The following is an 18,744-nucleotide window of genomic DNA, read 5'->3' on the forward strand; positions in this document are numbered from 1 at the left end:
CCCCCTCACGCGTCGGCCCAGCGCCGCAACAGATTGTGATAGACGCCCGTCAGTTCGATCACCGAACGATCGGCCGCGCCCAGATTTCCGCTCAGGCGCTGCACCGACTGGTCGAGGTCGAACAGGATCGTCCGTTCGCCGTCGTCGCGCACCATCGATTGAATCCAGAAAAAGCTCGCAACGCGCGCGCCCCGCGTCACCGGCTCGACGCGGTGGACACTCGATGCGGGGTACAGCGCCATATGTCCGGCGGGCAGCTTTACCCGCTGTTCGCCGAACCGGTCCTCGACGACGAGTTCGCCGCCATCGTAGCGTTCCGGATCTTCGAGGAAGAGCGTCGCCGACAGGTCCGACCGGATACGGAAATCGGTCCCGCGCTGGAACCGCACGGCGGTATCGACATGCGCACCGAAAGTCTGCCCGCCGGCATAGCGGTTGAACAGCGGCGGAAACACCTTGAGCGGCAGTGCGGCGGCGACGAACAGCGGCGATGCGCCGAGCGCGTCGAGCACCATTTCACCCGCACGCCGCGCCGCCTCGCTTCCTTCCGGAAGCTGTTCGTTGCGCTTGGCGAGTGCCGACTGCGCGCCCGACGTGGCGTTGCCGTCGGTCCATTCGCCTGCATCGACGATAGCGCGCAGTTCGGCGACCTGCGGCGGTGTCAGAACATCGGGAATGGCGAGCATCATGTCCGTGCTGCTCCTGCGTCGAGCGCTTCGGCTCCGTCTCGGTGAAGAAAGGCATTCGGGGCGGAACGCAGCCATTTGCGCGCCTTGGCGAGGAAAGGCGGGTTCGCGGTTCGCCCGCACGCCTCCAGCCATTTCAGCGCCTCGTCGTCGCAGCCATCGTTGCTCAGCATCCGCGCATGATTGAAACAGCCGCGAAAGTCGCCGCCGCGCGCGGCGCCGGCATAGCATTGGGCCGCCCTCGCAAGGTCGCGTTCGACGACCCAGCCATCCTCGTAAAAGCTGCCGACATAGTTGAGCGCCTTGGCATTCCCCATGGCGGCGGCCTTTTCGAACCAGGCGAGCGCCGCCGCCTTGTCTTCGGCAACGCCCTCTCCCAGCGTCAGCGCGGTGGCATAGTTGTACATGCCCCAGTCGAGCCCGCGTTCGGCAGCGATGCGGAAGCACTCGGCCGCCCGCCGCTTGTCGACGCCGACACCCCAGCCGAGATCGTAGCAGCGTCCGACCATGTTGAGCGCCATCAGATGGCCCTGCGCCGCCGCACGGTTGAACCAGGCGAAGCCGGCACGCTGATCCGTCGCCACACCCGCTCCATCGAGCAGCATCTGCCCGAACACCGCCTGCGCTTCGGCAATCCCCGCCTCGGCCGCGTCGCGCACGAAGTCCGCGCGATCTTCGGGCGATCCGGACAGGCGGCGCGCCACCTCTTCGGCCGACATGCCCTCGACACCCGACATCAGTAGCGGAAGCTCAGCGTCGCGAACGCAGACCGGCCCGGCGCGATCGCGGCGTAATGGCTGGCATAGGCCTTGGTATAATAGCGCTTGTCGGTCAGGTTCTGAACATTGACGCGCAGGTCGAAATGCTCGTCGATGCGGTAGGAAGCGGTGAGGTCGAAGCGGGTATAGCCGGGCACCGCACGGGCAAGCCGCTTGGTGACGACCACTTCACCATTCTCGATCGTGCGCTGGTCGGCATAGCCGCCATAGACGCGCGACATATAGGTCGCACCGCCGCCGACCGAGAGCGCAGGCGTCACCTGATAGGTGGTCCACAGCGTTGCGCTGTGTTCGGGCGTGTTCGGCGAACGCTTGCCGGTGCTGGCATCGGGCGCCGACAGCGTTACCCCGCCGACGGTCGTTTCGTCATAACCGCCATTGGTGATGATGGCGTCGAGATACGTATAGCCGCCGAACACGCTCCAATTCCTGGTTATGTTGCCATTCAGCGTGAACTCGATCCCCTGGATACGCTGGCTGCCGATATACTGCACGAATCCGTCGGGGCCGGTGGTGCGACTATTGTCGGTTTCGGTGCGGAAACCGGCGAGTTGAAGCCGAAGGCGCTGGCCGAACAGATCCGCCTTCGCGCCGACTTCATAGCTTTTCGATTCCTCGGCGCGCAGGTCGTCGAGGCTGGCGAGCTGCTCGCGCCGACCCGACCCCACGCGGTTCCCCTCGCGCCCCTCGCCGAGCAGGCTTCCCGGCGGCGTCGTGGAGGTCGCATAGGATGCATAGAGGCTGGTGTTCGCGGTGGGTTTGAACACCAGACCCGCCTGCCAGTTGACGAACTCGTCGGTCAGCGACGTTTCCGGGCGGATACCGTCATCGTTGACCGCATCGCGCACCGTCGTTTCATACCGGTCGTAGCGAACACCGAGATTGGCGATCAGCGCCGGCGTCAGCGTGATGCTGTCGAAGCCGTATAGCGAAACGGTGTTCGCATCGGTGATGGTGGTGGTCGTCGGTTCGCGGCGCGTGATCGGCACGACGGTATCGGACGTGTCCGACGCATAATTGACCCAGGGATCATATGGGTTGGGCGCGAACGCGTCGGTACAATTGTAGCGCGCGATCCCTTCGGGCGTGCAGCGCGGATCGTTGGTGACGTTGTAGCGACCGTTTTCGGCCGACTCCCACGCGAATTCGGCGCCGCCGGCGAAGCTGTGGCGGATGCCGCCGGCATCGAACTGCCCGTACAGGTCGATCTGGTCGATCAGGCTTTCGGTCGTGCCGAAGCGGTTGAGCGCCCGGCGGAACACCTGACCCGTTTCATAGACATTGCCCTGACTGTCGTCGGGCTGCGACCAGATATAGCGCTGGTTGGTGTGGGCATAACGCGCCGTGTTACGCAGCGTGACGCCGCCAAAGTCATGTTCGACGCGCATCGTCGCCTGGTCGATATCGGTCTTGCGGAAATCGCGGTCGACCAGACCGTAAAAAGTGTCTCGCGAAATGCTTCCGCTGCGCCCATTGGCCGCAGTGAAGTCCTCCGCCGGGAAGGTCAGCACATCGTCGCCGGGGGCGTTGTTGATCGTATAAAGATAGGGAATGCCGCCATCGGGCAGTTCGTCGGTCGAAAGGTGGTAATAGGACAGCGTGAGCTGGGTAGGCTGGCCGATCCCGACCGTAAGCGCGGGTGCCACGCCCCAGCGCTTCTGGAAGACCGCGTCGCGACCGGCGACGTCCTGATCGTGCCACATCGCATTCAGTCGAAACGCGATATTGTCGGCGACCCGGTAATTCACATCGGCGGTCGCGCGCTTGTAATCCGCAGTGCCGTAGCTGAGCGTGCCGGCGGCGAAATTCTTCGGCTGGGGCGCCTTGGAAATGATGTTGATCGACCCGCCGGCATTGCCGCGACCGCCGAGCGTCGAATCGGAGCCGCGCACGATCTGCACCTGTTCGACGTCGAACACCTCGCGGCTTTGCGATCCGAGGTCGCGGACGCCATCGACATAGACGCTGCCCTGGCTGTCATAACCGCGGATGAAGGGCCGGTCGCCGATGGGGTTGCCCCCCTCAGCCGCGCCGAAGGTGATACCCGGCACGGTGCGCAGCGCCTCTTCGAGCGTCGAGGAGCCGCTCTGTTCGATCACCTCGCGCGGCACCACGACGACCGAGCGCGGCGTGTTGGTGATGTCGGCGGTCGCTTTCGGCCCCGAAAGCTCGTCGTCGCGAGCGCCGGTCACGATGATGTCGTTGCGAACGTCCTGCGGATCGGGCCGCATCGCCGCTCCGGCGTCGTTCGCGGCATGGGCCGGCGCAGGCGCCGAAGCGATGAAGCCCACGCACGACAGCGCGAGATAAGCCGATGTCGTGGTTGCCGATGGCTGCGAGCGAACTGCGGAACTGGTCACGATTTCCCCTTCGATTTGTGTGATCGGAATGTTCGCTATTGCGACGCGTTCGCAGAGTCAATGCTATTGCGAGTGATTTTCAAAGAAATTTGCTGCGTGCAGAAAGCCCCGCCCCCGCCTGTGCGGCGGGGTGCGAGGTGGGGCGGCGATGTTGCGAAGTTTTTTTGCGCCGCGCGCTAGTCGTGCAGTCGCTCGGCCATTAGCCAGCTACGGATCGCGCTCGCCAGATTAGGCGGAAGGTCAGCCATGATCCGCAACGCGTCGATCTCGGCGATCAGCGCGTTGAGCGGCAGGTCGCGGCGGGCAGCCGCGGTTTCCAGCGCTTGCCAGAAAAGCGGTTCGAGGCTGATCGAGGTTTCGTGTCCCGCGATGGTCACCGATCGTTTCACCGGCCCCACAAAGCCGCCGGGCGGCGGTACGACCGTCATTCCTCGTCGTCGAACAACGCGGCGAGCTGTTCGATCATCGTGCCGGCAAGCTGCTCGACATCCATGATCGTGACCGCGCGATTATAGTAGCGCGTGACGTCGTGGCCGATCCCGATCGCGGCAAGCTGGACCGGCGAGCGCTGTTCGATCCAGCCGATCACCTGGCGCAGATGGCGTTCGAGATAGCTTCCCGAATTGACGCTGAGCGTCGAATCATCGACCGGCGCACCATCGGAAATGACCATCAGCACCTTGCGGTCCTCGGGCCGGGCGATCAGGCGACTATGCGCCCAGAGCAGCGCCTCGCCATCGATATTTTCCTTGAGCAGCCCCTCGCGCATCATCAGCCCGAGCGACTTCTTGGCCCGGCGCCATGGCTCGTCGGCCTGTTTGTAGATGATGTGGCGGATATCGTTGAGCCGCCCCGGCTGGTGCGGACGGCCATTCTGAAGCCATTCCTCGCGCGATTGCCCGCCCTTCCACGCTCGCGTGGTAAAGCCGAGAATCTCGACCTTCACGCCGACGCGTTCGAGCGTGCGGGCAAGGATGTCGGCGCTGATCGCGGCGATCGAGATGGGCCGCCCGCGCATCGACCCCGAATTGTCGATCAACAGCGTGACGACGGTGTCGCGAAACTCGGTCTCGCGCTCGACCTTGTAGCTGAGCGACTGCATCGGATTGACGACGACACGCGCCAGCCGCGCGGCGTCGAGCATCCCTTCTTCCTGATCGAAGTCCCACGACCGCGACTGCTGCGCCATCAGCCGCCGTTGCAGGCGGTTGGCGAGCTTTGTCACCACGCCCTGCAGATGGACGAGTTGCTGGTCGAGATAGGAGCGCAGCCGTTCAAGCTCCTCGTCGTCGCACAACTCGGTCGCGGCGATGATCTCGTCGAACTGCGTGGTGAAGGGCTTGTATTCGAATTGCGGCGGCAGATCGGACCAGGGACGGTTCGGCCGGACGGGCATCATGCCCTCCTCGCCATCGTCGCCCGGCTCGCCATCGGCGTCGTCGAACGACTGTTCGCTTTCGGCCTGTTCCTCGCCCTCGCCTTCGCCCTCGTCGCGGTCCTCGCCGCGCGCCTCTACATCGCCTTCGCCCTGCTCGCCGGCCTGTTCGTCGCCTTCCTCACCTTCGTCTTCGCCCTGATCCTCGGTGCCCTCATCGTCGCTGCCGCCTTCGTCATCCTCATCGGGCAATACTTCGCCCTCGGTCAGGTCGAGGTCTTCGAGCATGTGCGAGACGAGCCGGGCAAAGGCATCCTGGTCGTCGATGGCGAGGCCGAGCGCGTCGAGATCCTTGCCCGCCTTGTCCTCGATCCAGTCGCGCACCAGCGCCATGCCTGCCGCCGCCGAGGACGGCGCCTGCTTGCCGGTGAGCCGTTCGCGCACCATCAGTTGCACCGCGGTCGAGAGCGGCACTTCGTCCTTCGAGCGTGCGCGCGCGATCGGATCGGACTTCAGCCGCGCATGAAGCGCCTGGTCGAGATTGGCCGATACGCCTTCATATCCGCGCGATCCCAGCGCCTCGATCCGCGCCGTCTCCACCGCGTCGAACACCGCGCGCGCCACCGCCTCGCGCGGGGCGGCGCGATTATGCTTGGCGCTGTCATGGTGCTTCAGCCGAAGCGCGAAGCCGTCGGCGAAGCCGCGCGCCTGCGCCACCTCGTCGGCGGGCAGCGTGCGCGACGGCATCGGCACCTTGATATTGCGCCCCGATTGCGAGGGCGCGTCGGCGGTGAAGGCAAGCTCCACCTCGCTGTCGTCGGCCATGACGCGCGCCGCGCCGCCAAGCACCGCCTTGAATGCGTCGAGAGAAGAACGTTCGGCCATCATCCGACATCTGGCCTTACCGGGCCGGTAAATCAATGGCGCCCGGCGCCGCGGCGCAGGCGCGCCACCGATGGATAATGGTTCGTTAAACATCTTCTGCGCAGAATTGCGGAATGACTGTCACCGCAAGAATGGCAGCGGATAGGGGGACGGTCGCGCCGGAAGCGGCGCGATTGCACAAACGGTTCCGCAAGGCGCGGCGCAAGCTGCGTATCGTGCTCGGGCTCGGCAAGGGCCGCGAAGCGCTGCCGCTCGCGCTCGTCGCCGAACAGGCCAGGGCCGCACGATCGAGCTACCCGCTGACCTTCGCGATCAGCATCGTCGTTCTCGCCGGGCTGGTCTGGGGCCTGTCGGATGCGCCGGACGTGCATCGGCTGGTGCTCGCGTGCATCGTGCAGGTCGGCGCGTCGCTGGTCAGCCTGTGGCACTGGCAGCGCGACCGCGCGCGCGGCTGGAAAATCGACAACGGACGCAAGCGCGTCATCGAACTCACCGTCATGTCCGCGGCGATCTCGCTGTCATGGAGCATCGTGCTGGTGACCGCGCTCGACGTGGCGACGCCCGATGAAAAACTGTTCGTGATGTGCGTCCTGACCGGCGTCATCTGTGTCGGCGCGCTGTCGATGGCGACGGTGCCGCTCGCCAGTTTCGCCTTCATGGGCGTGTCCGCGGGCGCGGTCAGCATTCTCATCACCGTAACCCATTCGCTGCCGGCGCAGACCTTCATGGTGCTGGTGGTTTTCATGATCCTGCTGGGACGCAGCATCTTTGCGCAATCAGCGATGTTCGTCGATCAACACCGGGCATCGCGCGAGCTATCCGCCGCCGCGGTCGAGCAGGAGGCGCTCGCCTTCGAGGCGAAACAGGCGACCGCCCGAACCGCCTTTGCCGAAGAACAGGCACGCAACGAGGAACGTACCCGCGCGCTCGAAAAACAGCGTGCCGAAATGATGGCGCTTGCCGATCGGTTCGATCGGTCGGTGATGGAGGCGGTGACGCACCTTGGCACCGCAGCCGGAAGCAACAGCGACGCCGCCGACAGGCTCGAACAGATCAGCGGCGTTTCGTCGCAACAGGTCGAAGTCGTATCGCGCCATGTGCAACAGGCAAGCGAAGCGGCGGCGATGCTCCTCACCACCGCGAACGAACTGTCAGGGTCGGTCGCCGCGGTGACCGAAAGGGTCGACCGCCAGACCAGCCTTGCCGACGCGGCCGAAACAGCCTCGTCGGAAAGCGAAGACGCGATCTACGCGCTGGTCAGCCATGCGGGTGAGATCGGCAAGATCGTCGATGTCATCGCAGACGTGACGCAGCAGACCAACATGCTCGCGCTCAACGCGTCGATCGAGGCGGCACGCGCCGGAGAGGCCGGGCGCGGCTTCGCCATCGTCGCGAACGAGGTCAAGTCACTCGCCGGGCAGACGCACCATGCCGCGGAGGAAATCCGCGGACAGATCGGCGAAATGCAGAATTTCGTCGCCGCCGTCGCCGCGACGATAGAGAAGATTTCAGAGCAGGTCCGATCGGTCGCGGCGATCGCCGTGGAGATCAACGAATCGATCGCCGATCAGGCGGGTGTCGCCGCCGCGATCGACCGCGCGGCGCACATCGTCAGCGAAGGCACCGAGGATCTTCGCCAGGGCGTGGATACGGCGACCGAAGCGACCGCAGAATCGACGCGCCTGACACGCGAAATGTCGGGGTCTACCGACGCGCTGATGGCACAGGCGAAGCGTCTGGCGTCGGAAACCGAGCGCTTCCTCGCCGAACTTCGCGCCGCCTGATCAGTCGGCGCGCTTGACCGCGCTTTCGGGCAGGTCCTCGCCGAACACACGCTGGTAATATTCGGCGACCAGCGGCCGCTCCGCCTCGTCGCATTTGTTGAGGAACGACAGGCGGAAGGCGAAGCCGATCGAGTCGAAGATCAGCGCGTTCTGCGCCCAGGTGATGACGGTGCGCGGGCTCATCACGGTCGAGATGTCGCCGCCGACGAACCCCTTGCGCGTAAGGTCGGCAACACGGACCATCTTTTCGACGACTTCCTTGCCCTCCGGCTTGTCGTATTCGCCCGACTTGGCGAGCACGATCTGCGCCTCGGTCGCCGCCGGCAGATAGTTGAGCGCGACGACGATGTTCCAGCGGTCCATCTGGCCCTGGTTGATCTGCTGCGTGCCGTGATACAGTCCGCTCGTATCGCCCAGGCCGACGGTATTCGCCGTCGCGAACAGCCGGAACCACGGGTTCGGACGGATGACCCGGTTCTGGTCGAGCAGCGTCAGCTTGCCCTCCGTTTCCAGCACGCGCTGGATGACGAACATCACGTCCGGTCGCCCGGCGTCATATTCGTCGAACACGAGCGCGGTCGGCGTCTGCAGCGCCCAGGGGAGCAGGCCCTCGCGAAACTCGGTGACCTGCTGCCCGTCCTTCAGCACGATGGCGTCGCGGCCGATCAGATCGATGCGGCTGATATGCGCGTCGAGATTGATCCGCACGCACGGCCAGTTGAGCCGCGCCGCCACCTGCTCGATATGCGTCGACTTGCCGGTGCCGTGATAGCCGTGGATCATGACACGGCGGTTGTGCGCAAAGCCCGCAAGGATCGCCATCGTCGTATCGGGATCGAACACATAGGCCGGGTCGAGATCGGGAACGCGTTCATCGGCTTCGCTGAACGCCGGGCATTCCATGTCCGAATCGATGCCGAACACGTCGCGCACCTTCACCATCTTGTCGGGCGCTTCGAGCACCGTGGTCTCGCGGCTGTCGGGCATGGTGTTGGGAATGTCGGCCATGATGCTTCCTGGTCGTGGGGCGCGGGCAGCTATCCCCGCGCAGTCGGTCTGAAACTGTCTGCCCCATCACTTAGGGCGAGCGCGGCATGGGGCAAGGGTAAAACGCGCGGCGCGGCCACCCGCGCCATGCGCGCCGCCCGCACGCGCCCGGTCGCTAGTCCACCTTCGACGGCAGGGCGAACAGCGCGGTGAAGCGCTCGGCAGCTTCGCGGTCCCCCGACACCGTGATTGCGCCCTGAGCCTCGAGCGGCGCCAGCGGATGCTTGCCATAGATCACCCGGATCAGCGCATTCGGCGAGCCTTCCAAGACGAATTCGGTATTTTCGACGGGCGCGCGCTCGACGTGCATCGCGCCGCCGGATATGCGCGCGACAAAGGCATCGTCGCCGAACCGGAACCCCGCCACGATGGCCAAGTCGCGCGCCGCCTGCCGATCGATCAATGCGCGCATCGACATCATCAGCGACGCCGGAGACAGCGGCAGCGACGGATCGTGCCGCCGCGATCGCAACGCCCAGCGCACCATCGCGTCGAAGATCGGGACACTTTCATATCCCCATTCGGTGAGCGCATAGACGCCGACCGATGCCGGCGGCGGCAACACCTGACGTTCGACGATTCCGGCAGCGATCATCCCCTCGAGCCGCTGCGTCAGCACATTCGCGCTGATCCCGGTCAATTGTTCACGGATCTGCCCGAACCTGCGCGGTCCGAACATCAGTTCGCGCACCACCAACAGCGCCCAGCGTTCGCCGACAAGATCGAGCGCGAGCGCGGTTCCGCATGCATCGTCATATCTGCGCTTCGCCGGAGCATCATTCACGCTAGTTACTTTTTCTAACCCCATAGTTGCTTTTTATAATCATCAGGCGCACGATCCACAAGCCGGCGAGTCGCCGGCAACAGGAGAGACACGATGACGCCGCTGATTTTCGTGAACCTGCCGATAGCCGATCTTGCCAGGGCGACGCGCTTCTACGCAGCGCTCGGCCGCACCAGAAACCCGCAATTCAGCAACGACCAGGCCGCCTGATCAGCGCGCGCAGGGAGAGGTGCGATGCCCGTCGATCCGAACGCCGCAGCCGAAATCGTCGCGTTCGAATGGGTCCCCGACTTCGCCAGGACCTATGTCCGCGACGTTCGGGTCCGATGGGCGCTCGAGGAAGCCGGAATCCCGTATCGCACCCGACTGATCAGCGCGCTCGAACGGCCGCGAGCCTATTTCGAGGAACAGCCGTTCGGACAGGTCCCCGCATTTCGCGACGGCACCGTCGAAATATTCGAGAGCGGCGCGATCGTGCTATATATCGGCGAGGACTCGGAAAGGCTGTTGCCGCGCGATGCCGCCGCACGCGCCCGGGCGGTCACATGGGTGATCGCTTCGCTCAACAGCGTCGAGCCATTTTTGATGGAGCTCGTCGTGATCGACCAGTTCTGCAAGGGCGAAGAATGGACGCAAGCGCGCCGGCCCGCGGTGGTCGAGACGATCCGCACGCGGCTCGGTCGGCTGTCCGACGCGCTTGGCGGACGCGACTATCTCGAGCGCGAGTTCACCGCCGGTGACCTGATGATGGCATCGGTGCTGCGTAACCTCGATCATACCGAACTGCTCGCCGAATTTCCCAATCTAGCTGCATATCAGAAGCGCTGCCTCGGCCGATCCGCCTACCAGGCGGCGGTCGCGGCGCAGTGCGCCGATTTCAAAAAAGACGCTCCCATTTCCGCCTGAAGGAGAATTGCAATGACCTATGTCGATGGGTTTGTCCTGCCGGTGCCGCATGACAAGAAGGATCCGTACAAGCAGATGGCGGCGAAGGCGCTTCCGATCTTCAAGGAACACGGCGTACTCCAGCTTGTCGAATGCTGGGGCGACGATCTGAAGCACGGCGAGACCACCGATTTCTACCGCGCGGTCAAGGCCGAGCAGAACGAGAATGTCGTCTTTTCGTGGATGACCTGGGAATCGAAGGAAGCGCGCGACGCCGGTTGGGAAAAGATGATGGCCGACGACCGGATGAAGCCCGACGGCGACATGCCCTTCGACGGCAAGCGCATGTTCTTCGGTGGATTTTCCGTGCTGGTCGACAGCGAAAACTGAGGAGAAGAGCGATGCGCAATCCGCACGGCACCCCGATCTGGTACGAGCTGACGACCGCCGATCCCGACGCGTCCAAGGCATTTTACGACGATGTCGTCGGCTGGACAGTCGATGCCGAACCGCAGATTCCGGGCATGGACTACCGGATGATCAATATCGCTGGCGGCGATCAGGTCGGCGGCGTCATGCGGCTGACCGACGAGATGCTGGGCGGCGGCGCCAATCCCGGCTGGTTCTTCTATATCGGCGTCGACGATGTCGACGCGACGGTGGAAAAGGTAAAGGCGGCCGGCGGCGGCGTCATCATGCCGCCCTGGACCATCGAGGGCGTCGGCCGCATGGCGTTGGTGCATGATCCGCAGGGGCTGCCCTTCTACGTCATGCGCGGAGAGCCCGACGAACAAAGCACCGCCTTCGACCCGACCGGCATGGGAAAGTGCAACTGGAACGAGCTGTCGACACCGGATCAGGAGGGCGCGCAGGCCTTTTACGGCGACGTGTTCGGCTGGACCTTCCCTGACACAATGCCGATGGGCGACATGGGGGATTACGTCTTCGTCGCAGTCGGCGACACGACCATCGGCGCGACGATGACCGCACCCGATTCCGGCCCGCCGCCGGGCTGGCGCTTCTATTTTCGCGCACCCGATATCGAGAAGGCAGCGGAGACGGTGAAGGCAAAGGGCGGCACCGTGCACCACGGCCCCGCAGAGGTACCCGGCGGCGACCGCATCATCATCGCCAGCGATCCCGCCGGCGTGATGTTCGGCGTTGTCGGCCCCGGCGAATGAAGAGGCGCGATATGACTGACAAGCTGGTGACCTGCCTGTGGTTTGATCATGGCGAAGCGCGAAAGGCGGCCGAATTCTACGCCGCGACCTTTCCCGACAGTCATGTCGACACGGTGCACAAGGCGGCGGCCGACTATCCCGGCGGCGCGGAAGGGAACGAACTGACGGTCGAATTCACCGTTCTCGGCCGCGCCTTTATCGGGCTGAACGGCGGCCCCAATTTCAAGCCCGACGAAGCGGTCAGCTTCATGGTAGTGACCGAGGATCAGAAAGAGACCGACCGCTACTGGCACGCGATCGTCGGCAATGGCGGCGAGGAAAGCATGTGTGGCTGGTGCCGCGATCGCTGGGGCTTTTGCTGGCAGATCACGCCGCGCGCACTGCTCGACGCGATGGCCGACCGCGATTCCGCCGCCGCCAAGCGCGCGATGGAGGCGATGATGACGATGCAGAAGATCGACATTGCCCGAATAGAGGCCGCGCGCGCGGGTCAGCCACCGCATGCGTAGGATCATCGGCAGCGCCTTCGTCTCGCTCGACGGCGTGATGCAGGCACCCGGCGGACCGAGCGAGGACTGGACCGGAGGCTTCGAATATGGCGGCTGGCTGTGGCCACTGGGCGATAATGCGACCGATAGCTGGATCGGCGAATTGTTCGACCGTCCCTACGACCTTCTTCTCGGCCGCAAGACCTATGAAATCTTCGCCGCCTATTGGCCCTATGTCGATGCCGAAAACCCCATCGCGAAAGGCTTCAATGCCGCGGCCAAATATGTCCTGACCCGCGGACCGGAACAGCTCGAATGGGAGAACAGCCACCGGCTGCCGGATATCGCTGCGGTGGCCGAATTGAAAAAGGGCGACGGACCCGATCTCGTCATCCAGGGAAGCAGCACCCTCTATCCCGCGCTGCTCGAAGCCGGATTGCTCGACCAGTTCACGACACTGACCTATCCGCTCGTCCTCGGCAGCGGAAAGCGCCTGTTCGGCGATGGAACGCCGCCGCGCACGCTGAACCTCGTCCGTCACGAGGTTTCGCCAAAAGGCACCGTCATCGCGCGGTATGAACCTGCCGGCGACGTCGAAACCGGCAGTTTCGCAGCAATCGAACCGAGCGAGCGCGAAAAGGCCCGGCAGGACCGGATGAAGCGCGAAGATTGACGCGCTTCAGCGGCAGTCGCCGATGCCGAGGAGCAGGACGTCGTGCGGCGCGACGGTCGCGGTCACCCGCGATGACGCGGAAAGCGGCCTGTTCTTCCACAAATCGCAGGCGGCAAGCTGAGCCGCATTGACGCCGAGCAGCGACCAGGCGGCGTCGATGTGGAGCGGGGCGTCATCGGCGTTGAAGATCGCAACGGTATCGACCGGCTGCCCCTTGGGCGCCGAAATCCACAGGCGCGCGCCACCGAGCGACGCAGGCAGCGCCGAAAGCGGATGGCTGACCCGGTCCTGCTGATCGAGCGCGATAACCGCGTGGTTCATCACGATCCCACGCGTCGCGTCATCAAGCTCGGTCAGGTTGCCGCCAAGGATCAGCGGAGACCGGGCGATCGCGAACAGCGTGAAGGCCGTGCGCATCTCCGCATCGCCAAGTCGCGACTGGCGCGGATCGCCCCAGCCGGGATGCGGGCGCAGCGATCCAAAGGGCAGCATGTCCGCATCGGGCCAGGAATCGGGGCCGACATGGCCGTTCCACTTGGCGAGATTGGCAAAGGCCGATTTCACCCCATTGGGCCAGTCGGCATCGTCGAATGTCCAGCCGTCCCACAGATCGTCGGCGATGCGCCACATCTGCGACCAGCGGTTCATCCGGTCGAAATTCTTGAGGCGCGCCGGCCCCGGCGAAAGGCTGAGCACCATCGGCCGGCCGGACCGCGCAATGGCCTTGCCGATCTGGCGAATTTCGCTCGGTCGGTAGGGATGGTCGGCGATGCAATCGACCTTGACGAAATCGACGCCCCAACCGGCATATTGGCGCATCAGCGAATCATAATAGGCCTGACCCGCGGCATTGTCGGCGATGCCGTAATTGCCGTCGTCCCACGGGCAGGTCGCCTGCCGGTCGGCGGCCTCGGCGGCATGAAATCGCGAACCGGCGATCGGCATGTTGGCCTCGACTGCAGCCTTGGGGATGCCGCGGATGACATGGATGCCGAATTTCAGCCCCTGTGCGTGCACCCAGTCGCCAAGCGCGCGGAGGCCGTGGCCGTCCGCTGCCGACGGAAAGCGCGCGACGACCGGAAGCAGGCGGCCATGCGCGTCGATCCGGTATTTGCGCGTCGCAAGGTCCTTGGCGAACGGATCGGCCATGTACCAGCCTTCGTCGATGACGGCATAGGTCCAGCCGAGGTCCTTCCACCCCGCCAGCACGCGGACATTGTCCTTGAACTGCGCTTCGTCGATGGTCAGGCCGTAAGCGTCCCAGCTGTTCCAGCCCATCGGCGGCCTGGGGGCGATGTCCTCCGCATGCACAGGCAACGCGGCGAGACCTGCGATCAGCACCGCGAGCATGGCACCCAGCCACGCCCGCGCCGTTCCGTTTTGCTTCGACGCGCGCATCAGTCCTCCCCTGTTACCGCTATCCAGCATCGGCCAGCGGCGAGGCTCGCGTCAACCACGATGGCCGGATCAGGCGAAGGCCGGGGAGCCTTTCAGCTGCTGATAGGCCTCGATCACGCGCTGCAGCGCCTTTTCGTGGGTGCGGTCGCCGCCATTGCGGTCGGGATGATATTCGCGGACCAGCGCGCTGTAACGGCTGCGCAGCATCGACCGATCGGCATTGGTGTCGAGGCCGAGCACCTGGAGCGCGCGGCGATCGCGTTCGCTCAGCGGCTTGCCGTCGCGCCGCGCTCGCTGAACCTTGTTGCGGAACCGCGCGCCGATCGCGTCGAGCGGATCGGCGAATTCCGACCAGGACGGAGGTCGGTCGGCGCCGGTAGAGGCAAAGGCGCGCGTCTCACGCTCCCATCCCGAATAGGGGCGCTGGGCATCGTGAATCTCGTCGGCCGACATGCCTTCGAAGAAATTATAGCCGGAATTGAATTCACGGATATGGTCGAGGCAGAACCAGCGCCAGCCGCGCGGCCCCTCCCCCGTCGGCCCGCCGTCGAGCGGCGGCGCGCGGAACTCTCCGGCTTCGTCGCATCCCGGCGCCATGCACCGGTGACCGCTGTCGATACGGCCATGGAAACGGGTATTCGGTCTTTCTCTTCTACGTTCGGCGCGCGCCACGCGACTCCCCAAGGCAAATCCACTATATAGGCGCCATGTCCGATACCGCTACCGACCGCACCGCCCAACCCCGTGTCGCCGACCTGATCGAACAGCGCCTGAAAGACGCCCTCGATCCGACGCATCTGGAGGTTATCAACGACAGTCACCACCATGCCGGTCATGCCGGCGACGATGGCACCGGCGAGAGCCATTTCACCGTTATCGTCGAAAGCCGGACCTTTGCCGGCCGGTCTCGCGTTCAACGCCAGAGATTGGTGAATAAGGCCCTGGCCGACCTGCTGGAGACGCGCATTCACGCGCTGGCGATCCGTGCGAGGGCCCCGGAAGAGGGATAGCATGACCTACAGGCTCTGGTACTGGCCGAGCATCCAGGGGCGCGGCGAATTCGTCCGCGTGTCGCTGGAAGCCGGCGGGATCGATTATGTCGACTGCGCGCGCGAGGAAGGCGTTGATGCGCTGGTCGAAAACATGGAAGCGTATAAGCGCCCGCCCTATGCACCGCCCTATCTGGAGCTTGACGGCATGGCGATCGCGCATGTCGCCAACATCCTCCTCTATCTCGGCGAGCGCCATGCCCTCGCACCGTCGAACATGGCCGACCGATACTGGCTGCACCAGATCGAACTGACGATTGCCGACATGGTGGCGGAGGCGCATAATGTGCACCACCCGGTCGGCGGCGGCGCCTATTACGAGGATCAGAAGGACGAAGCCGCGCGCGCCGCCCAGCAGTTCCGCGAAGAACGCATGCCCAAATTCCTCGGCCATTTCGAAGCGGCCGCCAAGGCGAACGAAGGCGACTGGCTGATCGACCATCGCTGGTGCTATACCGATTGCTCGCTGTTCCAGCTGGTCGAGGGGCTACGCTACATGTTCCCCAAGCGGATGAAGACGATCGAGCCCGACATTCCGAAGCTGATCGCGATCCACGACGCGGTCGCCGACCTGCCGGGGGTCAAATCCTATCTGAACAGCGACCGGCGCCTGCCCTTCAACGAAGACGGCATCTTCCGCCACTATCCGGAACTCGACGGGCAATAGACGCGCCGCAAGACACCTAACGCTTCGGCTGAAAGAACATCACCATGATCAGCCGGCCGTTTTCCAGACAGTTGCCGAACCCGGGTCCAGCAGTGTGCCACATCCACGGACGAAGGAGCAGCAGCCGGTTATAGCGCATCGGCACCTCCATCGTCTTTTCCCATTTGGATTCATCGTTGCTGTGCTTGTTCAGCACTTCTGTTTCGAGTTGCGCCGTTGAAGAAAACCCGGCGGCCCTCAGCTCCTCATGTGTGATCGGAGCGCGATCGCTGTTGGTCGGCTTGTGTCGAAAAAATTCGGTCCCGCCCTGGCAGTCTTCAGGTCGGCTGAGGTACAAAATGCCGGACCAATAGCCCGGATCAATGTGTACCCGTCCCAGACCTACTTCGCCTTCGAGCGTAATACGGCATTTCGAATGGGACCGCAGTGGTTGAATGGGGGTCAACGCCTCGCCGGTCAGACGCGACACCTCCTCCGACAATCCGGTGATTTCCATACGCTGCTCGGAATTGCGACCGGCAAATGCGCCCTGAAGGTCAGGATAGCTAAGGCGCAAAGCCGCTGCGCGAACGGCATCCGGCCGTTGCAGAAAATCATCCACGACAAGAAGTGAGGTCGGCATCCAACGGGCTTAGACAAAGCAATCGAACGTGGCAAACCGGGCCGAAGCGCGTATGTTGTCTCCGATGACACGCCGATCGTCCTCTGAAGACCTGATCCTGCAGACGATCACGCCTGCGACGCATGATCTCGGCGGGTTCAAGGTCCACCGGACGCTGCCCAACAAGCAGCGCACGATGGTCGGGCCGTTCCTGTTCTTCGACCAGATGGGACCGGCGCATCTTTCGGTGGGCGAAGGCATCGACGTTCGTCCGCATCCGCATATCAACCTCGCGACCGTCACCTATCTGTTCGCCGGCGCGATCGACCACCGCGATTCGCTCGGCACCTTCGCGACGATCGAGCCGGGCGCGGTGAACCTGATGACCGCGGGGTCGGGCATCGTCCATTCCGAGCGGTCGCCATCGGCCGAGCGCGCGGTCGGGCCCGAGCTGTCGGGCATTCAGACCTGGATCGCGCTCCCCGACGGACAGGAAGAAATCGCGCCCGCTTTCGAACATGTCGCGCGCGCCGAGCTGCCGGTGGTCGAAGACAGCGGTGTGAAGGCGCGAGTGGTGATGGGTTCGCTCTGGGGCCGCAGCGCGCCGACGACGACCTATGCCGATACGATCTATGCCGACATCGCGCTGGCCGGTGGCGGGTCGATCCCGATCGACTCCGGTGCCGACGAGCGCGCCGTCTATGTCGCCGAGGGCGATATTACGCTCGACGGAATGCGGCTCGATCCGATGACGCTGTATCTGCTGCGCCCCGGCGCAGAGGCGACGCTACGCTCCGACGGCGGCGCGCGGGTGATGCTGTGCGGCGGTGAGGCCTTCGCGACGCCGCGCCATGTCTGGTGGAATTTCGTGTCGTCCTCACGCGAGCGGATCAACGAGGCGAAGCGGGCGTGGCGCGCGGGCGAATTTGCAAAGGTCCCGGACGACGACAAGGAGTGGATCCCGATCCCCGAGGTGCCGAAAACGGTAAGCTATCCCTGAAGCCGTCGCTGAGCCTATCGCCGGCACCGTTGTTCGTGACGGCACTTCCGGGCGGCGGCATTTCAAGGCTAATGTCACTCGTCACGGATAAAGACACGGGTTCCTGCCTGCGCAGAAACGACGGAGGGGAATATGGACACATATCGCATCGACCTGCCGACCGGCGTGGCGCTCGACGTCGTTACCGCGGGCGACCCGGCTTCGCCCGCCATGCTGTTCCTCCACGGCTTTCCCGAATCGCATCGTACCTGGCGGCACCAGATCGAGGAATTCGCGCGCGATCATTTCGTCATCGCGCCCGACCAGCGCGGCTTTGCGCGATCGGACAAGCCCGAGGGCGTCGAGAATTACACACCCGACAAGCCGGTCGCCGATGCGCTCGCCATCGCCGACCATTTCGACAAGCAGCGCTTCGTCCTTGTCGGCCATGACTGGGGCGGCGCGATCGCGTGGATGCTGGCGCTCAACCATCCCGACCGCGTCGAAAAACTCATCATCTGCAACGCCCCGCACCCCTTCGTCTTCCAGAAGTCGCTGTTCGACGACATGGACCAGCGCGAGGCGAGCCAGTATATCCGCGCCTTCCGCAATCCCGACCTCGAAAAGCACATCGATTCGATCGGGCTGGAGGCGTTTTTCGACACGACCTTCGTCAAACATGCCGACCCCGAACTGCTCGCGCCCGAGAAGGCGAACTATCTGGATGAATGGTCGCAGCCGGGTGCGATGACGGCGATGCTCAACTGGTACCGGGCAAGCGCGGTCCAGGTGCCGGCGATGGACGAGACTCCCGAGCGGCCGGCGTTCCTCGACGCGCCCTTCCCGCCGATCAAGATGCCGACGCTGGTCATCTGGGGAATGAAGGACACCGCGCTGCTGCCGGTCCAGCTCGAAGGGCTGGAAGAGGTCGTGCCGAATCTTACGGTGGTGAAGGTCGACGCCGGGCATTTCGTGCCGTGGGAAGCGCCGGACAAGGTCAATGCGGCGATGCGCGAGTGGCTGGGGAAGTAACGTCAGACATCGTCATGCTGAACTTGTTTCAGCATCCGCCGCTGTTCAAGATTCCTGACCGAGCCTGAAGCATCACGGTGGACCCTGCACC

General features: G+C 64.4%; 21 protein-coding genes. 11 read left to right on the plus strand and 10 right to left on the minus strand.

What is annotated here, in order from left to right; all coding sequences use genetic code 11:
* Positions 1-5 precede the first annotated feature (5 nt).
* The 5 genes from J7S20_RS08605 to cobT form a co-directional block, all read right to left on the minus strand.
* Positions 6-689, minus strand: a complete 684-nt coding sequence (locus tag J7S20_RS08605) for a Fe2+-dependent dioxygenase (RefSeq protein ID WP_284053830.1) — start codon at positions 687-689, stop codon at positions 6-8.
* Positions 686-1,423, minus strand: coding sequence for a tetratricopeptide repeat protein (locus J7S20_RS08610; RefSeq protein ID WP_284053831.1), 738 nt, complete (start codon positions 1,421-1,423; stop codon positions 686-688). The genes J7S20_RS08605 and J7S20_RS08610 overlap by 4 nt, the downstream gene beginning before the upstream one ends.
* A complete protein-coding gene (locus J7S20_RS08615) occupies positions 1,423-3,825 on the minus strand; it encodes a TonB-dependent receptor (protein WP_284053832.1) in 2,403 nt (800 codons plus the stop codon). The genes J7S20_RS08610 and J7S20_RS08615 overlap by 1 nt, the downstream gene beginning before the upstream one ends.
* Positions 3,826-4,001: 176 nt before the next feature.
* Complete coding sequence (locus J7S20_RS08620) at positions 4,002-4,253, minus strand: ribbon-helix-helix domain-containing protein (protein WP_284053833.1); 252 nt, start codon at positions 4,251-4,253, stop codon at positions 4,002-4,004.
* Positions 4,250-6,085 carry a cobaltochelatase subunit CobT gene (gene cobT, locus J7S20_RS08625; RefSeq protein WP_284053834.1) on the minus strand — a complete coding sequence of 612 codons (1,836 nt, stop codon included), beginning with the start codon at positions 6,083-6,085 and terminating at the stop codon, positions 4,250-4,252. Before cobT ends, J7S20_RS08620 begins: the two co-directional genes overlap by 4 nt.
* Positions 6,086-6,216: 131 nt before the next feature.
* On the opposite strand from cobT, the gene J7S20_RS08630 reads away from it, so the two are divergent.
* Positions 6,217-7,869 (plus strand): methyl-accepting chemotaxis protein, encoded by a 1,653-nt coding sequence (locus J7S20_RS08630; RefSeq protein WP_284053835.1) that lies wholly within the window; start codon positions 6,217-6,219, stop codon positions 7,867-7,869.
* Here J7S20_RS08630 and cobS read toward each other — a convergent pair whose 3' ends face one another.
* Together cobS and J7S20_RS08640 are read right to left on the minus strand one after the other, a co-directional pair.
* Positions 7,870-8,877 carry a cobaltochelatase subunit CobS gene (gene cobS / locus J7S20_RS08635; RefSeq protein WP_284053836.1) on the minus strand — a complete coding sequence of 336 codons (1,008 nt, stop codon included), beginning with the start codon at positions 8,875-8,877 and terminating at the stop codon, positions 7,870-7,872.
* A gap of 154 nt (positions 8,878-9,031) precedes the next feature.
* Positions 9,032-9,700 carry a winged helix-turn-helix transcriptional regulator gene (locus J7S20_RS08640; RefSeq protein WP_284053837.1) on the minus strand — a complete coding sequence of 223 codons (669 nt, stop codon included), beginning with the start codon at positions 9,698-9,700 and terminating at the stop codon, positions 9,032-9,034.
* A 93-nt stretch (positions 9,701-9,793) separates the two neighbouring features.
* Here J7S20_RS08640 and J7S20_RS16335 point away from each other — a divergent pair, with 93 nt between their 5' ends.
* The 6 genes from J7S20_RS16335 to J7S20_RS08665 are packed head-to-tail and all read left to right on the plus strand — an operon-like array spanning position 9,794 to position 12,927.
* Positions 9,794-9,910, plus strand: a complete 117-nt coding sequence (locus tag J7S20_RS16335) for a VOC family protein (protein ID WP_430980919.1) — start codon at positions 9,794-9,796, stop codon at positions 9,908-9,910.
* Between the two features lie 24 nt (positions 9,911-9,934).
* The gene (locus tag J7S20_RS08645; protein WP_284053838.1) at positions 9,935-10,606 is read left to right on the plus strand and encodes a glutathione S-transferase family protein; all 672 of its coding nucleotides are present in this window, start codon (positions 9,935-9,937) and stop codon (positions 10,604-10,606) included.
* Between the two features lie 12 nt (positions 10,607-10,618).
* Positions 10,619-10,975 (plus strand): DUF1428 domain-containing protein, encoded by a 357-nt coding sequence (locus J7S20_RS08650; RefSeq protein ID WP_284053839.1) that lies wholly within the window; start codon positions 10,619-10,621, stop codon positions 10,973-10,975.
* A gap of 11 nt (positions 10,976-10,986) precedes the next feature.
* Positions 10,987-11,766, plus strand: a complete 780-nt coding sequence (locus J7S20_RS08655) for a VOC family protein (RefSeq protein ID WP_284053840.1) — start codon at positions 10,987-10,989, stop codon at positions 11,764-11,766.
* Positions 11,767-11,777: 11 nt separating this feature from the next.
* A complete protein-coding gene (locus J7S20_RS08660; RefSeq protein WP_284053841.1) occupies positions 11,778-12,275 on the plus strand; it encodes a VOC family protein in 498 nt (165 codons plus the stop codon).
* Positions 12,268-12,927 carry a dihydrofolate reductase family protein gene (locus tag J7S20_RS08665; RefSeq protein ID WP_284053842.1) on the plus strand — a complete coding sequence of 220 codons (660 nt, stop codon included), beginning with the start codon at positions 12,268-12,270 and terminating at the stop codon, positions 12,925-12,927. The genes J7S20_RS08660 and J7S20_RS08665 overlap by 8 nt, the downstream gene beginning before the upstream one ends.
* Before the next feature lie 6 nt (positions 12,928-12,933).
* On the opposite strand, the gene J7S20_RS08670 is transcribed toward J7S20_RS08665, so the two are convergent.
* Both J7S20_RS08670 and J7S20_RS08675 read right to left on the minus strand, forming a co-directional pair.
* Positions 12,934-14,325, minus strand: a complete 1,392-nt coding sequence (locus J7S20_RS08670; RefSeq protein WP_284053843.1) for a glycoside hydrolase family 27 protein — start codon at positions 14,323-14,325, stop codon at positions 12,934-12,936.
* Between the two features lie 69 nt (positions 14,326-14,394).
* Positions 14,395-14,922 carry a DnaJ domain-containing protein gene (locus J7S20_RS08675; protein ID WP_284053844.1) on the minus strand — a complete coding sequence of 176 codons (528 nt, stop codon included), beginning with the start codon at positions 14,920-14,922 and terminating at the stop codon, positions 14,395-14,397.
* 110 nt (positions 14,923-15,032) lie between these two features.
* On the opposite strand from J7S20_RS08675, the gene J7S20_RS08680 reads away from it, so the two are divergent.
* Both J7S20_RS08680 and J7S20_RS08685 read left to right on the plus strand, forming a co-directional pair.
* On the plus strand, positions 15,033-15,335 hold the full coding sequence (locus J7S20_RS08680) for a BolA family protein (RefSeq protein WP_284053845.1): 303 nt from the start codon (positions 15,033-15,035) through the stop codon (positions 15,333-15,335).
* Position 15,336: 1 nt separating this feature from the next.
* On the plus strand, positions 15,337-16,041 hold the full coding sequence (locus tag J7S20_RS08685) for a glutathione S-transferase (RefSeq protein ID WP_284053846.1): 705 nt from the start codon (positions 15,337-15,339) through the stop codon (positions 16,039-16,041).
* Between the two features lie 16 nt (positions 16,042-16,057).
* Here the strand turns inward: J7S20_RS08685 and J7S20_RS08690 are convergent, their stop codons facing one another.
* The gene (locus tag J7S20_RS08690; RefSeq protein ID WP_284053847.1) at positions 16,058-16,663 is read right to left on the minus strand and encodes a DUF6445 family protein; all 606 of its coding nucleotides are present in this window, start codon (positions 16,661-16,663) and stop codon (positions 16,058-16,060) included.
* A gap of 64 nt (positions 16,664-16,727) precedes the next feature.
* Between J7S20_RS08690 and J7S20_RS08695 the strand changes: the two genes are divergently transcribed.
* Together J7S20_RS08695 and J7S20_RS08700 are read left to right on the plus strand one after the other, a co-directional pair.
* The gene (locus J7S20_RS08695; protein ID WP_284053848.1) at positions 16,728-17,642 is read left to right on the plus strand and encodes a pirin family protein; all 915 of its coding nucleotides are present in this window, start codon (positions 16,728-16,730) and stop codon (positions 17,640-17,642) included.
* Between the two features lie 132 nt (positions 17,643-17,774).
* Positions 17,775-18,653, plus strand: coding sequence for an alpha/beta fold hydrolase (locus tag J7S20_RS08700; protein WP_284053849.1), 879 nt, complete (start codon positions 17,775-17,777; stop codon positions 18,651-18,653).
* The last annotated feature ends 91 nt before the right edge of the window (positions 18,654-18,744 follow it).

The sequence above is a fragment of the Stakelama marina genome (assembly GCF_018122655.1).
In the GTDB taxonomy this organism is placed as follows: Bacteria; Pseudomonadota; Alphaproteobacteria; order Sphingomonadales; family Sphingomonadaceae; genus Sphingomonas; species Sphingomonas marina.

What these genes read in the sequence shown, in the direction of transcription:
- J7S20_RS08605 (WP_284053830.1), bottom strand. Translation starts at nt 689, where the DNA reads ATGATGCTCGCCATTCCCGATGTTCTGACACCGCCGCAGGTCGCCGAA.
- J7S20_RS08610 (WP_284053831.1), bottom strand. Translation starts at nt 1,423, where the DNA reads ATGTCGGGTGTCGAGGGCATGTCGGCCGAAGAGGTGGCGCGCCGCCTG.
- J7S20_RS08620 (WP_284053833.1), bottom strand. Translation starts at nt 4,253, where the DNA reads ATGACGGTCGTACCGCCGCCCGGCGGCTTTGTGGGGCCGGTGAAACGA.
- cobT (WP_284053834.1), bottom strand. Translation starts at nt 6,085, where the DNA reads ATGGCCGAACGTTCTTCTCTCGACGCATTCAAGGCGGTGCTTGGCGGC.
- J7S20_RS08630 (WP_284053835.1), top strand. Translation starts at nt 6,217, where the DNA reads ATGGCAGCGGATAGGGGGACGGTCGCGCCGGAAGCGGCGCGATTGCAC.
- cobS (WP_284053836.1), bottom strand. Translation starts at nt 8,877, where the DNA reads ATGGCCGACATTCCCAACACCATGCCCGACAGCCGCGAGACCACGGTG.
- J7S20_RS16335 (WP_430980919.1), top strand. Translation starts at nt 9,794, where the DNA reads ATGACGCCGCTGATTTTCGTGAACCTGCCGATAGCCGATCTTGCCAGG.
- J7S20_RS08645 (WP_284053838.1), top strand. Translation starts at nt 9,935, where the DNA reads ATGCCCGTCGATCCGAACGCCGCAGCCGAAATCGTCGCGTTCGAATGG.
- J7S20_RS08650 (WP_284053839.1), top strand. Translation starts at nt 10,619, where the DNA reads ATGACCTATGTCGATGGGTTTGTCCTGCCGGTGCCGCATGACAAGAAG.
- J7S20_RS08655 (WP_284053840.1), top strand. Translation starts at nt 10,987, where the DNA reads ATGCGCAATCCGCACGGCACCCCGATCTGGTACGAGCTGACGACCGCC.
- J7S20_RS08660 (WP_284053841.1), top strand. Translation starts at nt 11,778, where the DNA reads ATGACTGACAAGCTGGTGACCTGCCTGTGGTTTGATCATGGCGAAGCG.
- J7S20_RS08665 (WP_284053842.1), top strand. Translation starts at nt 12,268, where the DNA reads ATGCGTAGGATCATCGGCAGCGCCTTCGTCTCGCTCGACGGCGTGATG.
- J7S20_RS08670 (WP_284053843.1), bottom strand. Translation starts at nt 14,325, where the DNA reads ATGCGCGCGTCGAAGCAAAACGGAACGGCGCGGGCGTGGCTGGGTGCC.
- J7S20_RS08675 (WP_284053844.1), bottom strand. Translation starts at nt 14,922, where the DNA reads ATGGCGCCGGGATGCGACGAAGCCGGAGAGTTCCGCGCGCCGCCGCTC.
- J7S20_RS08680 (WP_284053845.1), top strand. Translation starts at nt 15,033, where the DNA reads ATGTCCGATACCGCTACCGACCGCACCGCCCAACCCCGTGTCGCCGAC.
- J7S20_RS08685 (WP_284053846.1), top strand. Translation starts at nt 15,337, where the DNA reads ATGACCTACAGGCTCTGGTACTGGCCGAGCATCCAGGGGCGCGGCGAA.
- J7S20_RS08690 (WP_284053847.1), bottom strand. Translation starts at nt 16,663, where the DNA reads ATGCCGACCTCACTTCTTGTCGTGGATGATTTTCTGCAACGGCCGGAT.
- J7S20_RS08695 (WP_284053848.1), top strand. Translation starts at nt 16,728, where the DNA reads ATGACACGCCGATCGTCCTCTGAAGACCTGATCCTGCAGACGATCACG.
- J7S20_RS08700 (WP_284053849.1), top strand. Translation starts at nt 17,775, where the DNA reads ATGGACACATATCGCATCGACCTGCCGACCGGCGTGGCGCTCGACGTC.